The following is a 14,973-nucleotide window of genomic DNA, read 5'->3' as shown; positions in this document are numbered from 1 at the left end:
TTAATTACTTAATTTCTTCTGTAAGACTGTAAGTAGCTGTACCACTCGCAGCTGAACCCTTAACAACATGGGGATGCAATTTGGCTTTTTTAATTCGTTTAGCCAATTCATCATCCAATTTTCTATCACCAGTTGATGTAATCACTTTAACACTATCAATACCACCTTCGGCATTTACCTTTAATTGTGCTGTATATCTGATATGATTCGATATAAATTCATTTGATTTTAAAGTTTTAATCTTTGATGCCAATTGTTTATTAAATGCCTTATCACTGGTTTGAAATTTCCCAACATAACTAACCGCCCCTTTGTCATTAAAGCTTAGATTAGTAGATAGCTGAATTGTTTGCCCTGCCAAACTTACTGATTGTAAGCTTTTTACTGCTTGTTCAATTTTACCATCCAATGCCGAATCGCCTGATTTGGCATTGACTGCACTCACTTGACCTTGCTCATCAAAAGTAACACTTAATGACAAATCGGTTTTTGCTTTATTATTCTCCGATGTCTGCAAATTGCTCAAATTTGGTTTTTTTAACCAACTTGCACTACTGTTATTTAGGCTACCCCAGTTATGATTGGTAATTGGTTGAGTATTGGTTGCTGTACCGTCGGGTACACCAACTTTTGTGCCTGCACCAACATCAGGATTTTTACCCGCACCAGCTTCAGGATTTTTGCCATTGCCTTGATTGTTTGTCGTCGTATTATTAACTACATTTGTTGGTGAAACAGTATTATTGACTACATTTGTTGGTGATACATTCGCAGGCGCAGCACTCTCAGGCGGTGTAGATGTCGGCGTCTTGTCCACCGTTGTAGGTGTAGTTACTGGTGCAATGTTGTTATCCTGTACATCTGCTGGATTAGTAGCAGGTGTCACAGTATGGTCATCACTCGATGTCACTGGTGTAATGGTTGTAGTAACAACAGGTGTAACAGGCTCAACCGTCGGTGTATCAGGCACGACATCAGGCGTGGATTCCAAACTTGGCGTTATTGGTGTTGTCTGCACTGGGTCGGTTTCGATAGTTTGTGGCGGTGTTGCCACATCTTCCGTTGCAGGCGGTGTATCATCAGATGATGGACTGTCCTTGACTTCAGATACTTGCGTATCGCCTTTTGGTGGCACAACCGCTTGGGTATTTTCCATTGCAGGTTTTGGCTCTACCTTGACAGGTTCAGGCGACTCAAGGTTATTTAAAATGATTTTTTCGGGCTCAGGCTTTGGTTCAGGTTTGATAAATTCTACTTCCAAAGGCGGTGTAATTTTTGGCGGTGTCAAAGTCTTGATTTGCATATTTGCCACGCCAAAGCCTGCCACGCCATGCAAAACAATCGCCACAGCGAGCGCCACACCCTTAATCTTGTTTGCAGAATCCAACACGAACACACCCATCAGTCATACCGTTGCCCAAATCTTGGCAAGCGAATTATTGTTGTTTAAAAATACAAATAAAAACGATAACGATTATCAATTGACATATTATAAATCGTTTTGACAAAATTTCAATCACTTAATCACGTTTTTGCATAAAATTCTCATTATCATTTGATAATCAACTCAATAAAACGTGATAGTATAACATATTTTATTGCAATCCAAACCTTTACAATTCAGATAATTTAAGCTTAGAACAATTGCAATAAATATATCTACAAATCCAGTATATTTTTCTTGACAATGTCATGTAATTTGTTAATATTCTGTATGCCAAAGGTAACTGGATGTAAATTGATGTATTTTGGCATATCGATGCATATCATGCATATTGTTTTTGTAATAGTAATTAAGGAAAATTGCAAATGACCCTACTAAAACCAACCGCAATCGCCCTAGCGCTTACCACGGCATTTGGTCTAACCGCCTGCGGTAATGAAGACAAAACTGCTGCACCAGCTGCTGAAGCTTCGAAAGCCACCGCAAAAGTTCCTGCCGGTAAAGATACATTGATTATTGTCAATGGTACTGAGCACGCCACACTCGATCCAACCAAATCTCAAGATACAACCAGTTCGGCGATTATCCGCCAGATGTTTGAAGGTCTTGTGATGACCGATCAAGAAGGCAAAACAGTACCAGGTCTAGCTACAAAATGGGAAACAACAGATAATAAAGTCTGGAAATTCACCCTACGTGATGCCAAGTGGTCAAATGGCGATGCCATCACCGCTCATGATGCCGTCTATGCCCTACGCCGTCTTGTTGACCCTGCAACAGGTGCATACTATGCCAGCTACCTAGGTGATGCCAAAGTACTAAATGCTGAAGCGGTTGCAACCGGCAAAGCACCACTTGATCAATTGGGTGTCAAAGCATTGGATGATAAGACGCTTGAAATCACCCTAACTGAAGCCGTGCCTTATTTTGTTGATATGCTAGCGCTACCAGTAACCTTCCCAGTCCCTCAAAAAGCTGTTGAAGCTCATGGTGATAAATGGGTTAGTGCCGAGAATATTGTCGTCAGTGGTGCTTACAAGCTTTTGGAAGACGTTGTTGGTAGTCATGTAACTTTGGTAAAAAACCCTGAGTATTACGACGCTGCCAAAGCCACCATCGAAAAAGTACAATTTCTACCAACCAAACCTGAAGCAGGCGTTTTGCGTTATCAAGCAGATGAAGTTGATGCAGTTGGCGTACCTGGCGATCAGTATGAGAAAATCAAAGAATCTCACGGTAGTGAAATCTTGGTTTCACCTCGACTATGCACCTACTATCTTGAGCCAAATACAGTCAAATCACCAATGGATGATGTCAAAGTTCGCCAAGCATTGTCAATGGCTGTTGTGCGTGAGACCATTCCTGCCATCTTGAAACGTGGTGAAGAGCCTGCTTATCAGCTAACCCCACTGGCAATCAATGGCATGGTTGACGCAGCACCTGAGTGGAAATCACTGGATCAAGCCGCACGTAACGAAAAAGCCAAAGCATTGCTTGCTGAAGCTGGTTATTCAGCAGAAAAACCGCTGAAATTTGAGTTCTTGTACTCAACTAGCGAAACCGGCAAAAAACTAGCCAGTGCAGTAAGCGCCATGTGGAAAGAAAACCTAGGCGGTATCGTTGAAGTTTCACAAGTCAACCAAGAATGGAAATCTTTCCTTGATACCAAAAACCAAGGTAAATTCACCATTGCAATGGCCGGCTGGTGTGCAGACTATAACGAGCCATCAAGCTTCCTAAACCTGCTAAAAACTGGCAACAGTAGCAATACTGGTAAATACAGCAATGCCAAGTATGATCAGTTGATGATTGATACGCTAAAAGCAGATACCACTGCAGAATCTCGTACACAGCTATATAAAGAAGCTGAACTGCAAGCCGGTAATGATGCTGCACTTATCCCATTATATACAGCTGTTAGCGTTCGTTTAATCAAGCCGTATGTTCAGGGCTTCTCAAGTGCTGATGTTATGGACGGTTATTTGGTTAAAGATCTATCATTCAATAAATAATCAATTGATTGATTACAGATTAACACCAAAAGCACCATTGTTGATCAATGGTGCTTTTTTGACCCATAAATTCTTAAATTCTATGGATATAAAATGGGTGCAAAAAAAGCCAAAGCTTGATTTAGCTCTGGCTTTTGCTTAATGCAAAATCAGCTTACAAAGCCGCAAGCACCGCATCACCCATCGCTGTACATGAGACCAGCTGCGTGCCATCTTCATAGATATCCGCAGTGCGCAAGCCTTGCTCTAGCACCTTGCCCACCGCATCTTCGACTTGCTTGGCTCGTGCTTCATCGGCTAGGCTATAGCGTAGTAGCATGGCAAGCGATAGGATGGTCGCTAGTGGATTTGCCTTGTCTTGACCTGCGATATCAGGGGCAGAGCCGTGACTTGGCTCGTATAGACCCTTGCCATTTTCGTCTAGACTAGCTGATGGTAGCATACCAATAGAACCTGTCAGCATTGATGCTTGGTCAGATAGGATATCACCAAAGATATTGCCAGTCGCCACGACATCAAACTGCTTTGGTGCTTTGACCAGTTGCATCGCAGCATTGTCCACATACATATGGCTAAGCTCGACATCTGGATAATCTTTACCCACTTCGGTGAAAATCTCTTTCCACAGCTCGGTAGCTTCTAGCACATTAGCCTTGTCCACGCTGCATAGTTTTTTATTGCGTTTTTGGGCGGCTTCAAAGGCAACTTTGGCGATACGGCGAATTTCACTTTCAGAGTATTTCATGGTGTTAAAGCCTTCACGCTCACCATTTTCAAGCGTGCGAATACCGCGTGGCTCACCAAAATAAATGTCGCCCGTCAGCTCTCGTACGATCAAAATATCAAGCCCTGCTACCACTTCAGGCTTAAGAGTGGATGCGTTGGCAAGTTCTTTATAAAGAATGGCAGGACGCAAATTTGCAAATAAATTCAAATCCTTACGAATCGCCAATAGCCCACGCTCAGGACGCAAGGCACGCTCTAAATTATCGTACTGCGGCGAGCCGACCGCACCGAGTAGCACTGCATCCGCCTTACGCACGATTTCTTGGGTTTCACTTGGATAAGGCGAGCCATATTTGTCATAGGCAGAGCCGCCAAGCTCAGCATATTCATAGCTAGCATCCAAGCCGTTTTCAATCAACTTATCCAGCACTTTTACCGCTTGAGCGATGATTTCAGGTCCGATACCGTCGCCTTTTAAAATTGCAATGTGTTTGGTCATTGTTATTTCCTCTTAAGATTATTCAAAACGCCCTGTTATCCAATATTTGCCAAAAATAATATTGCCAACTTCGGGTATTTTATAAAACATATCAAACGGATAAACCGCTTCATAATTTGAAGCATAAGTTTGAATTAGACACCAATAAAACGGATTATTGGTTAATTGATTGGTGCGTAATTCACTTTTTAAAACAGTACCACTAACCAAAACTTGGGAATGCGGAATTTTATCAAATACTTCTATAGCAAAGAAGCTTTCATGGGCAATCTTAACACCGCCTTTGTCATTACATTTGTAAAATTCATGTGTATCAACATACAATTCCACATCATTTGCAAATAAAGTCAAGTAAGCCGTTTGGGCGTTTTTCTTTATTTGATGATTTAAATAATCTGGCAAATGAATAACAAGCGGAAAATCCCCATCAATAGAATGATTGTCATAATAAATTGGGTTTAACCAAGCATGGGCAAAAACTTTTTTATTTGTACCCTTTGGTTTGATTTTCAAAACACCAATTTTTTGGGTTTGCTTTGGTAAAAAGCTTGGGATTGTGTTGATAATATCGCCACGCTTTTTATCTTTGCAAACCCAAATTTGTGCACCGCTTGGGTCAGTGTAACAAAAATATACTGCTTTTTTATGCGTAGAGTAGCGATGAGCCATTTGCAATATGTTTTCTGTCAATAAAAGCAAATCATCGCTAGTCTTAACATCAAATCCAATTGTAGAAAAATGGCTCATACTTTTGTCAATCAAGATGCCAAATCCTTAAACACCCACGGTCTATCTGCACGGGCTTTTTCTTCAAAGGCACGAATGCTATCGCTATCTTGTAAGGTTAAACCAATATCGTCTAAACCATTTAAAAGGCAATGTTTACGAAACGCATCTACTTCAAAATGATATTCGCGACCGTTTGGTGAAACAACTTTTTGGTTTTCCAAATCAACGGTTAAGGTAAAGCCCACATTTGCTTCACATTCTTTAAATAGCTCATCAACTTCACTTTCAGTCAAAATCACAGGTAACATACCGTTTTTAAAGCTATTATTAAAGAAAATATCGGCATAACTTGGTGCAATGATGGTGCGGAATCCGTATTCATTTAATGCCCAAGGTGCGTGTTCACGGCTTGAACCACAACCAAAATTACTGCGAGTTAGTAAAATGGTTGCACCAGTATAGCGCGCTTGATTTAGCACAAAGTCAGGATTTTTTGGGCGTTTGGCAATATCTTGACCCAAATAGCCTTCATCAAGGTAGCGTAATTCATCAAATAAATTATCGCCAAAACCTGTGCGTTTAATCGATTTTAAAAACTGTTTTGGGATAATTAAATCCGTATCAACATTGGCACGGTCAAGCGGTGCAACAATGCCTGTTTCAATGGTGTATTTTTTCATAATGAATCCTTAAATTTGTCAATTTGATTATTTAAGTTCTGTTTGAGACTTTCATCATCAATAGAATTTTTGAGCAATTCAATAAATTTTAATTTATCTTCATTGCTCCAATTTTTAACTTCTTGATAAATTTTATCAATAAGTTTTTGATTATCTAAGTCCACAAAATTTACCTTATCAATAACTTGTATGCTAGCTACAATTTGACCATATATTCAACAATAGAAATTAGCATTTTGATAGCTCCTATTCTGATAAATCAAACTGTTTTGTCAGTTCAGTTAAAATGGCAGATAAACAGCTTTCAACATCAACAAAATAATGTGGTTTATGCGACATCTCAAGACGGTAGTTTTCTTGGACAAATAGCGTTTCACTTGCAATCCAATCAGGTTTGATAGCAAAAGTTGGTTTGATATCATAGCTATCTTGTCGCCAAAGTTGTGCAAAATAACCTTTTTGAGAATGTCTTAAAATCTCAATTCTAAATAGCCATTCTTCATCATCAGCCATAGGAATAGGGTCAAGCTGGATTATTTTTACAACTTCTGTATAAGTAATCATCACTTGCCCCTATCTTAAAAACCTTTTTTTAGAATGTTCTCACATCTACAAAATGCCCTGCAATCGCTGCTGCTGCTGCCATCGCTGGACTCACTAAATGTGTACGACCGCCATTACCTTGACGACCTTCAAAGTTACGGTTACTGGTACTGGCACAATGTTCGCCTGCTTGTAATTTATCCGCATTCATCGCAAGGCACATTGAGCACCCTGGTTCACGCCACTCAAAACCTGCATCGATAAAGATTTTATCCAACCCCTCGATTTCTGCTTGTTTTTTCACCAGACCAGACCCCGGAACAACCATCGCTTGTTTAATGGTATCAGCAACTTTACGTCCTTTAACCACTTCAGCCGCCGCACGGATATCTTCAATGCGTGAATTGGTGCAAGAGCCAATAAATACTCGGTCAAGCTTGATGTCAGCCAGTGTCTGTCCTGCGGTTAACCCCATATATTGGTAAGCACGCGTCCAGTCATTTTTTTGTACATCGTCTTTAGCCTCATCAAGGGTTGGTACATTTTGCGTTACTGGAATGACCATTTCAGGTGATGTTCCCCATGAAACTTGTGGCTCAATCTCTTCGCCCTGCATCACAATTACGGTATCAAAATGTGCATCATCATCAGAATGTAAGGTATTCCAATATGCTACCGCTTTGTCCCAATCTTCCCCTGTTGGGGCATACGGACGACCTTTAACGTATTCAATGGTTTTGTCATCAACCGCAACTAAGCCAACTCTCGCTCCGCCTTCGATTGCCATATTGCAAACGGTCATACGTCCTTCAATAGACATATCACGGAACACTTGTCCGCCAAATTCGATGGCGTGTCCTGTTCCGCCTGCTGTACCAATTTTACCAATGATGGCGAGTACCACATCTTTAGGGGTAACGCCTTTGCCAAGTTTACCGTCCACACGAACCAGCATATTTTTCATTTTCTTTTGTACAAGGCATTGTGTCGCTAAAACGTGTTCAACTTCACTGGTACCAATACCGTGTGCCAGGCAGCCAAATGCCCCATGTGTTGCAGTATGGCTATCACCACAGACAACGGTCATTCCCGGTAAGGTCAAGCCTTGCTCTGGCCCTACGACATGGACAATCCCTTGACGTACGTCATTAATGGTAAATTCGGTAATGTTGAATTTTTGGCAATTTTCGTCCAAGGTTTGCACTTGAATGCGTGAAGTTTCGTCTTTAATGCCGTTTACGCCCTCAGAACGTTCTTTAATTGATGTAGGCACGTTGTGGTCAGGGGTTGCGACATTTGCCGATAAACGCCAAGGCTTGCGACCTGCTAACTCTAAGCCTTCAAATGCTTGTGGTGATGTTACTTCGTGTAATAATTGACGGTCAATATAAATCAAACTTGAGCCATCATCACGTTGTTTGACCAAATGGTCGTCCCATAATTTGTCATAAAGGGTTTTGCCTGCCATTTTGTACTCCTAAATGGTTGGGTAAATTTAAAAATTATTAAACAATCTATACTAATTCGGTATAATCATTATACCATAAAACAAAAGCACTTCCCAATCGTCCGTTTATGATGGTATATTGTCAAGTTTTGCCTTGTTCGATTAGCTATAGTTTAATAGATATGCGTAATTATAGCAAAAATATAACCATAATAATAATTTATAATTTTTATCAAATCAATAACTATATGGAATGAAATTGTATAAGTTGAAGTATTGTTATTTTTATGTTATGTTTATGTAAATACTCAGTGAACTGACGGAGTTTGACCGTGCTGATTTATGCCGTTTCCACCCTGCTCTTTGTGCTTGTCTTTGTCTGTGGCTATCTCATCATCCGCACCAGACCCACATGGGCAGAAAAATCATCTGTTACACTCAGCACACTTGGATTTGTCTGTCAAATCGGGATTAACTGGGTATTTTGTGGCAATGGCAGAATTTACAACCCCTATGCACTCAGCGTCAGCACCGAGAAGTCAATGATTTTATTCTTATTTTTGTGCTTGGTGAGTATTTTTTGTTATTCTGCGCTATTGATGGTGTTTTATAAGGCGTATGAATTTTATCATGAATAATTGGCATAAAATTGCGTGAATTAATACATTCCGATAAATTTTAATTGCAAAACTTTTTGGAATGAATTAAGCTATTGCCAAGTAATCGCTTTTATCCAAGATGATACCATGAATACCACCAATCTTGTTACCTTCGTCGCAGTCATGCAAACAGGTAGTATCTCAGGCGCTGCCGAGAAATTGTACATCACACAGCCCGCTGTCAGCAAACGCATCAAGAATCTTGAAGATGAGTTTGGCACGGTGCTGTTTGATACCGTTGGTCGTAGCATCATTCCGACGGCAGCCGCGCATGATTTGCTACCGTTTGTGCGTCGTTGGCTCGATGATTATGAAGCGTGTAAAGCTAGCCTACAGCACGCCAAAGAAGTGGCATCGGGTCGCTTGGTCATTGGCACTAGCCATCATATTGGCTTACATCACCTTGCACCCGTGCTAAAGCGGTTTATCCAGTCCTATCCTGCCGTACAGCTTGAAGTGCGTTTTGTGGATTCTGAAGAAGCGCACAAGGCAGTGCTTGAAGGTGAGATTTCCCTTGCCTTTTTGACCTTACCGCCGACTTTTGATCGCAGGCTCAATTATCACACGCTATGGAGCGATCCTTTGTACTTTGTGACAGGTACGCTTAGCCCTCTTGCCCAAAAATCAAAGGTAAGCCTACTACAGCTCGCACATCATCCTGCTATCTTGCCAGCTGCTAACACCTTTACCAGTCAAATTACTTTGGCTGAATTTGCCAAGCACAACCTACGCCCCTATGCGACGATGAGTACCAACCCGCTTGAGTCCATCCGTATGCTCGTTTCTGTTGGTCTAGGCTGGTCAGTGCTACCCGAGACCTTGATCAATCAAGATCTCATCAAAATTGACATGGCAGAAAATATCGAACTTCAACGCCATCTAGGTGTCGTCACCAACCCAAATCTGACTCGTTCAGCCAGTATGCAGGCACTGCTATCGATGCTATCTATCGATGATCATGTGCAAACAAGCTTTAACTAACTGACAGACACTCACTGTTGCATATTTACAAATAAAGCCAAGTAAATCAATTACTTGGCTTTATTAAATACAAAATACAGTCAATGCACTGACATTGTTACTACATCAAAATCCCGACAACTGGCGCAAAGCGGCTTTTAGCAGGGCTTGTGTGGTTGTGGCGTCGTCTGATTGTGCATTTTTGATGGCGGCTTGAGCTTCTTTTTCTTTGTAGCCAAGACTTATCAATGCACTTTCGACTTCGGCAATCACCTGCATTGGATTGCTGACAGCGTCCGATGGCTCAAACAAACCGCCAACATCTGTTGGGGAGACATCGCCAAATTCAGCCAATTTGCCCTTAAGATCTAGGATAATACGCTGTGCGGTTTTTTTGCCAATGCCCGGTACTCGCACTAAGACAACATCATTATCCTGCTCAACAGCTCGCTTGATTTCACCTGCCGATAGCGTGGATAACATGGCTAGTGCCATTTTTGCACCAACGCCATTGATTTTGATTAGTTTGCGAAATACATCACGGTCTTGCTTATCAATAAAACCAAACAAGCTGTGCGCATCTTCACGCACGGATAGGTGCGTAAATACGCAAACTTCTGCGCCAAGCACCAGCTGACAAAATGACGGTATCGGCAACTCAATCTCATAGCCAACACCGCCACTGGTAACAATACAAGCAACAGGTGCATTCAGCGACTGCACCTGTCCTTTGATTAGACCAATCATTTATTTGTAATATCCGACCATCGATTCTAGGCTGATTGGACGAATCTTGCTGGCATTACCCGCTGCACCAAAGGCTTCATAACGAGCAACGCAGATTTCTTCCATCGCTTTCATTGACGCTGCCAAATATTTGCGTGGGTCAAACTCAGCTGGATGCTCAGTCATGAACTTACGAATCGCACCGGTTGATGCTAGGCGCAAATCGGTATCGATATTGATTTTACGCACGCCATGCTTGATGGCATCGACAAGCTGTTCTACTGGCACGCCATAGGTCTCGCCGATGTTACCGCCATTTTCGTTGATGATTTTTAGCCATTCTTGTGGCACTGAGCTTGAGCCATGCATGACTAGGTGGGTATTTGGCAGTGCTTCGTGGATTTCTTTGATACGGTCAATTGCTAGGATATCGCCTGTCGGTGGACGAGTGAATTTGTACGCACCATGTGATGTACCCACCGCAATGGCAAGCGCATCGACATTGGTATCAGCGACAAACTGACGAGCTTCTTCGACTGAAGTCAATAGCTGGCTGTGATCAAGCACGCCTTCAGCGCCGACGCCGTCTTCTTCGCCCGCCATACCAGTTTCTAGGCTACCTAGACAGCCGATTTCACCTTCGACTGAGACACCACAAGCGTGTGCCATTTTGACCACTTCACGAGTTACACCGACATTGTAGTCATAATCAGCAGGGGTTTTGCCGTCTTCTTTAAGAGAACCATCCATCATCACCGAGCTAAAGCCAAGCTGAATTGAGCGTTGGCACACTGCAGGGCTTGTGCCATGATCTTGGTGCATCACCACAGGAATGTGTGGCCACTCTTCGATGGCTGATAGAATCAGATGGCGCAAAAATGGCGCACCTGCGTATTTGCGAGCACCTGCAGATGCCTGTACAATCACTGGCGAATCCGTCTTGTCAGCTGCCATCATAATGGCACGCATTTGCTCTAAGTTATTGACATTAAACGCAGGCAAGCCATAAGCGTGCTCACCAGCATGATCAAGTAATTGGCGTAGTGATACCAATGCCATATTCATTCTCCTAGATGCCCTGTGGGCGTGTTAATTTGAGCGTTATTATATCAAAAATTCACATCACTTGCACTTGTTTGCATCGCTTGCGTGTGCAAATTTTTGTACATTAATAATAAAAACAGCATCAACGAACATAGCTCATTGATGCTGTCAATCTCATCGAATCACAACGAGTGGTACTAATTAGTACTGCTGATCTTCTGAGACCTTTGATTCTGCTGTATCGCCTTGTGGCGCTGGTTGCTCTGCAGGTTGTGCTGCATTATCAGCTGGTGCAGGCTCAGTTGTTGCACCTTCTTGTGCAGGGGCGACTTGTTGAGCAGCAGCTTCGGCTTCTTTGGCGACTTGCTCAGTCTGTGCCGCAGGTGCTGGCTCAGCTTTTTGTTCTTGTTTTGAGCAAGCTGCTAATACAAGTGCAGCAAGGGCTACCAATGCGATTTTTTTCATATTTAATCTCTCTTGTTGATTGCTTACCCAAATACGGGCAATCAGACCTACTTACGCCACTTAGTTTAGCCAAAGATGCTTGATTTGACAAGCACAATCAAGCAAATGCAACAAAAAGTAACAATGGCTTAAGTTAGCTACTTTATTACAAATTATTTGTTACTTTCAGCCAAAGCTGCAATCGCAGGCAAGGTCTTACCTTCAACAAACTCAAGGAACGCGCCGCCACCTGTTGATAGATAGCTGACATCATCCGCCACTTGATATTTGTCAATCGCCGCTAGCGTATCGCCACCACCTGCGATGCTAAAGCCTGCACTGTCTTTGACCGCCAATGATAAAATCTGAGTGCCTGTGCCAAATTTATCCACTTCAAACACGCCCACAGGGCCATTCCAAAGGATAGTCGCTGCCGATTTGATGTGCTTAGCAATCTCATTGGCGCTGGCTTCTGAGATATCCAAAATCATCTCATTATCACCGATGTCATTGACTGATTTGACCACCGCATCCGCTTTGGCAAGCGAACCCAAAAAGTCTTCAAAATCGATTTGTGATTTGTCAGCCACCACCACTTCTGATGGCAGTAGAATTTGGGTCTTGGTCATGATTTCTTTAGCCGTGTCAATCAAATCAGGCTCATAAAGCGATGCACCGACATTGACACCAGTTGCTGCAAGGAATGTATTAGCAATACCACCACCGACGACGATGCTATCGCATTTATCAGCTAGGCTAAGTAGTACATCAAGCTTCGTTGAAACTTTTGAGCCGCCGACGATAGCTAGTACAGGCGCAGCAGGATTATCCAGTGCACGAGATAGCGCTGATAGCTCTTCGGTCAATAGATTGCCTGAGCAGACCGCTTTGCCTTGTGCTGCAGCTGCACGGATTACCCCTTCGGTTGATGCTTGTGCACGATGTGCCGTACCAAAAGCATCCATCACAAAGACATCACACAGGTTGGCATATTGCTCAGACAACTCAGCTGAATTTTTCTTTTCGCCAACATTAAAGCGAACATTTTCAAGCAATACCAGCTCGCCTGCCTTGACATCCACACCGCTCAGATAATCCGTCTCAAAGCGCACAGGCGCATCCAGATGCTTAGCAAGATAGTCCGCCACTGGCGCCAATGAATATTTGGCTTCTGGCTCACCTTCGGTAGGACGACCCAAGTGTGATGCCACAAGCACCGCCGCCCCTTGCGCCAGCGCATCTTTGAGTGTCGGTAGTGCTGCTTGCAGGCGCACATCACTGGTGATGACGCCATCTTTGATTGGCACATTGAGATCTTCACGGATTAGCACGCGTTTACCTGACAAATCAAGCGACTTCATGGCGACGATTGACATAAAAGTATCCTTTGGTTGATTGAATAAAGGCAGTTGGCACAACCCCACCGCCTGCAAATTTACTAATTATAAATCAAACTCGCAAAGTCTGACAAGATAGATTTATCTATAAAATGGTGTCATAAATTTATAAAATACTTTTCACGGCTAAATAGCTCATTGCCCACTGGCACGGCGCTCAAAAAACTGCATGATCGTGCGATTTTTGCCAATAGCATTCATCACTTCGCTACGCAGATGGCTAAAGCCATTCAGGTCAGCAATACCTGATGCAAAAGCAAAGTTAATCAGCGAAAAACTGTGCATCATCAAGGCATTATGACCCTTGGCAGCTCGCTCATAGTCATGCAATAGTCGTGGATGTAGTGTGTTGTCATAGCGATTTTTGTGAGCATCTAGGCATTCAAGTAGTTTAATGACATCGAGTAGTCCTAAGTTTAGCCCCTGCCCTGCCAAAGGATGCACCCCATGGGCTGCATCACCGATTAGCCCGATACGCCCCTGGTGATAGCGACTTGCCACCTGAGCCGATAGCGCAAAGCTGGCAACGGACTCTACCGCCAAAATCCGACCAAGCTCAAATCCACTCGCCTGCTCAAGTCGCAAACGCAGTGAATCGGGTTCGTGTCGATAATCCGCCAAGTAATCCTGCGCCACCGCCTGTGGTAATGTCCACACCACCGACTGCCATCGCCCATTGTCGTCATCATGCAAATCGGCAATCGGCAACAGCGCCAAAGTGCCTGTCGGTAGCATAACCTGTCGTGCGGTCTGCGTATGCGCTTTGTCGGTATGGATAGCGCAGCAGATGGCAGTTTGATGATAATCAAGCGTCTCGATACCAATACCCACCGTCTGACGCACCATCGACCCACGCCCATCTGCACCTAGCAGAAGTGATGTGCGTACACACCGCTGTTGTCCGCCATGATGAAAGCGCAACACCACCCCATCTGCTATCTCATCAATTGCCATACCATCAGCACATAGGCGTGCCTCATAACAGACAGTCAAATAATCTGCCAAATCCTGCATCTGACCACGACACCACAAAGCATAATCGATGACTGACGGCTCGACCATCGAGCCAAGCATCATTTTACCGTCACCAAAATTCAGCTCACCGCAGCCATCCCTTGCCCAGACTTGCATACGAGTATAGTCAGCTTGCCGTGATAGCATCTGCCAAACACCAATAGACTCAAACAGTTCAATACTGGCACGATTGAGTGCGTACACACGAGCATCACGATGTGCCAGACGACGATCAAAATCCGCCTGCACAGGTGCTGGCTTATGCTCAAGCAATAGCACCCTCAGTCCACGCTGTGCCAAAGCAATCGCACACGCCATGCCTACTGTACCTGCACCGACGATGGTCATATCATAGCTAGTTTGCAAATTCACACGATTATCCAAATTTTTTAAGTGATTGAGCTATTGTAGCTGAAAGCCTGCTTTTTAGCCATTGATAATTTTACCCCAATTCAAGCCATGGTAGTTTGCAAAATTCCGCAAATGTATTCATAAAATTCCTTGGGACAATCTAGGACAATTTAACCAATATCCACCCAAAATTTACCCAATTCCATTCATTTTATCCCAAAACAAATACTTACAGTCTATATGATCCACCAATAAAACAAACCCCAAAAGCGATCTACTCTGAACCGCACCCCAAAAG

Annotated in this window: 15 protein-coding genes; 3 read left to right on the top strand and 12 right to left on the bottom strand. The window is 43.2% G+C overall.

Annotation, left to right across the window (positions count from 1 at the left end):
* Nucleotides 1–4: 4 nt before the first annotated feature.
* Nucleotides 5–1,390: an energy transducer TonB family protein gene (locus B0680_RS02990; protein ID WP_158078292.1), complete on the bottom strand. Its 1,386-nt coding sequence runs from the start codon at nucleotides 1,388–1,390 to the stop codon at nucleotides 5–7.
* A 419-nt stretch (nucleotides 1,391–1,809) separates the two neighbouring features.
* Here B0680_RS02990 and B0680_RS02985 point away from each other — a divergent pair, with 419 nt between their 5' ends.
* A complete protein-coding gene (locus B0680_RS02985; RefSeq protein WP_078253569.1) occupies nucleotides 1,810–3,456 on the top strand; it encodes a peptide ABC transporter substrate-binding protein in 1,647 nt (548 codons plus the stop codon).
* Between the two features lie 154 nt (nucleotides 3,457–3,610).
* Here the strand turns inward: B0680_RS02985 and leuB are convergent, their stop codons facing one another.
* From leuB to leuC, 6 genes are all read right to left on the bottom strand, one after another.
* Nucleotides 3,611–4,681, bottom strand: a complete 1,071-nt coding sequence (gene leuB / locus B0680_RS02980) for a 3-isopropylmalate dehydrogenase (RefSeq protein WP_078253568.1) — start codon at nucleotides 4,679–4,681, stop codon at nucleotides 3,611–3,613.
* An 18-nt stretch (nucleotides 4,682–4,699) separates the two neighbouring features.
* Complete coding sequence (locus B0680_RS02975) at nucleotides 4,700–5,428, bottom strand: hypothetical protein (RefSeq protein WP_143821337.1); 729 nt, start codon at nucleotides 5,426–5,428, stop codon at nucleotides 4,700–4,702.
* Between the two features lie 11 nt (nucleotides 5,429–5,439).
* Nucleotides 5,440–6,090 carry a 3-isopropylmalate dehydratase small subunit gene (leuD, locus tag B0680_RS02970; protein ID WP_078253566.1) on the bottom strand — a complete coding sequence of 217 codons (651 nt, stop codon included), beginning with the start codon at nucleotides 6,088–6,090 and terminating at the stop codon, nucleotides 5,440–5,442.
* Nucleotides 6,087–6,254, bottom strand: a complete 168-nt coding sequence (locus tag B0680_RS10795) for a hypothetical protein (RefSeq protein WP_158078291.1) — start codon at nucleotides 6,252–6,254, stop codon at nucleotides 6,087–6,089. Before B0680_RS10795 ends, leuD begins: the two co-directional genes overlap by 4 nt.
* Nucleotides 6,255–6,336: 82 nt before the next feature.
* Complete coding sequence (locus tag B0680_RS02965) at nucleotides 6,337–6,654, bottom strand: hypothetical protein (protein WP_078253565.1); 318 nt, start codon at nucleotides 6,652–6,654, stop codon at nucleotides 6,337–6,339.
* A 28-nt stretch (nucleotides 6,655–6,682) separates the two neighbouring features.
* Entirely contained in the window at nucleotides 6,683–8,101 is a 1,419-nt protein-coding gene (gene leuC, locus B0680_RS02960; protein WP_078253564.1) for a 3-isopropylmalate dehydratase large subunit, read from the bottom strand.
* 311 nt (nucleotides 8,102–8,412) lie between these two features.
* Between leuC and B0680_RS02955 the strand changes: the two genes are divergently transcribed.
* Nucleotides 8,413–8,718 (top strand): hypothetical protein, encoded by a 306-nt coding sequence (locus B0680_RS02955; protein WP_078253563.1) that lies wholly within the window; start codon nucleotides 8,413–8,415, stop codon nucleotides 8,716–8,718.
* Nucleotides 8,719–8,826: 108 nt separating this feature from the next.
* Nucleotides 8,827–9,720 (top strand): LysR family transcriptional regulator, encoded by an 894-nt coding sequence (locus B0680_RS02950; RefSeq protein ID WP_078253562.1) that lies wholly within the window; start codon nucleotides 8,827–8,829, stop codon nucleotides 9,718–9,720.
* A 105-nt stretch (nucleotides 9,721–9,825) separates the two neighbouring features.
* Here B0680_RS02950 and ruvA read toward each other — a convergent pair whose 3' ends face one another.
* The 5 genes from ruvA to B0680_RS02925 all read right to left on the bottom strand — a co-directional run bounded on the left by ruvA (nucleotide 9,826) and on the right by B0680_RS02925 (nucleotide 14,696).
* Nucleotides 9,826–10,446, bottom strand: a complete 621-nt coding sequence (ruvA, locus tag B0680_RS02945) for a Holliday junction branch migration protein RuvA (RefSeq protein ID WP_078253561.1) — start codon at nucleotides 10,444–10,446, stop codon at nucleotides 9,826–9,828.
* Nucleotides 10,447–11,484: a class II fructose-bisphosphate aldolase gene (gene fba / locus B0680_RS02940; protein WP_078253560.1), complete on the bottom strand. Its 1,038-nt coding sequence runs from the start codon at nucleotides 11,482–11,484 to the stop codon at nucleotides 10,447–10,449. It lies immediately after the preceding gene.
* 186 nt (nucleotides 11,485–11,670) lie between these two features.
* Entirely contained in the window at nucleotides 11,671–11,934 is a 264-nt protein-coding gene (locus B0680_RS02935; protein WP_078253559.1) for a lipoprotein, read from the bottom strand.
* 152 nt (nucleotides 11,935–12,086) lie between these two features.
* Complete coding sequence (locus B0680_RS02930; protein ID WP_078253558.1) at nucleotides 12,087–13,289, bottom strand: phosphoglycerate kinase; 1,203 nt, start codon at nucleotides 13,287–13,289, stop codon at nucleotides 12,087–12,089.
* Between the two features lie 156 nt (nucleotides 13,290–13,445).
* The gene (locus tag B0680_RS02925) at nucleotides 13,446–14,696 is read right to left on the bottom strand and encodes an FAD-dependent monooxygenase (RefSeq protein WP_228143739.1); all 1,251 of its coding nucleotides are present in this window, start codon (nucleotides 14,694–14,696) and stop codon (nucleotides 13,446–13,448) included.
* Nucleotides 14,697–14,973: the final 277 nt, after the last annotated feature.

This window comes from Moraxella pluranimalium (genome assembly GCF_002014825.1).
GTDB classification, from domain to species: domain Bacteria; phylum Pseudomonadota; class Gammaproteobacteria; order Pseudomonadales; family Moraxellaceae; genus Moraxella; species Moraxella pluranimalium.
This window is presented reverse-complemented; position numbering and strand designations above follow the sequence as displayed.

Coding starts and splice junctions, on each gene's coding strand:
- B0680_RS02985 (WP_078253569.1), top strand. CDS start 1,810: ATGACCCTACTAAAACCAACCGCAATCGCCCTAGCGCTTACCACGGCA.
- leuB (WP_078253568.1), bottom strand. CDS start 4,681: ATGACCAAACACATTGCAATTTTAAAAGGCGACGGTATCGGACCTGAA.
- B0680_RS02975 (WP_143821337.1), bottom strand. CDS start 5,428: ATGAGCCATTTTTCTACAATTGGATTTGATGTTAAGACTAGCGATGAT.
- leuD (WP_078253566.1), bottom strand. CDS start 6,090: ATGAAAAAATACACCATTGAAACAGGCATTGTTGCACCGCTTGACCGT.
- B0680_RS02965 (WP_078253565.1), bottom strand. CDS start 6,654: ATGATTACTTATACAGAAGTTGTAAAAATAATCCAGCTTGACCCTATT.
- leuC (WP_078253564.1), bottom strand. CDS start 8,101: ATGGCAGGCAAAACCCTTTATGACAAATTATGGGACGACCATTTGGTC.
- B0680_RS02950 (WP_078253562.1), top strand. CDS start 8,827: ATGAATACCACCAATCTTGTTACCTTCGTCGCAGTCATGCAAACAGGT.
- ruvA (WP_078253561.1), bottom strand. CDS start 10,446: ATGATTGGTCTAATCAAAGGACAGGTGCAGTCGCTGAATGCACCTGTT.
- fba (WP_078253560.1), bottom strand. CDS start 11,484: ATGGCATTGGTATCACTACGCCAATTACTTGATCATGCTGGTGAGCAC.
- B0680_RS02935 (WP_078253559.1), bottom strand. CDS start 11,934: ATGAAAAAAATCGCATTGGTAGCCCTTGCTGCACTTGTATTAGCAGCT.
- B0680_RS02930 (WP_078253558.1), bottom strand. CDS start 13,289: ATGTCAATCGTCGCCATGAAGTCGCTTGATTTGTCAGGTAAACGCGTG.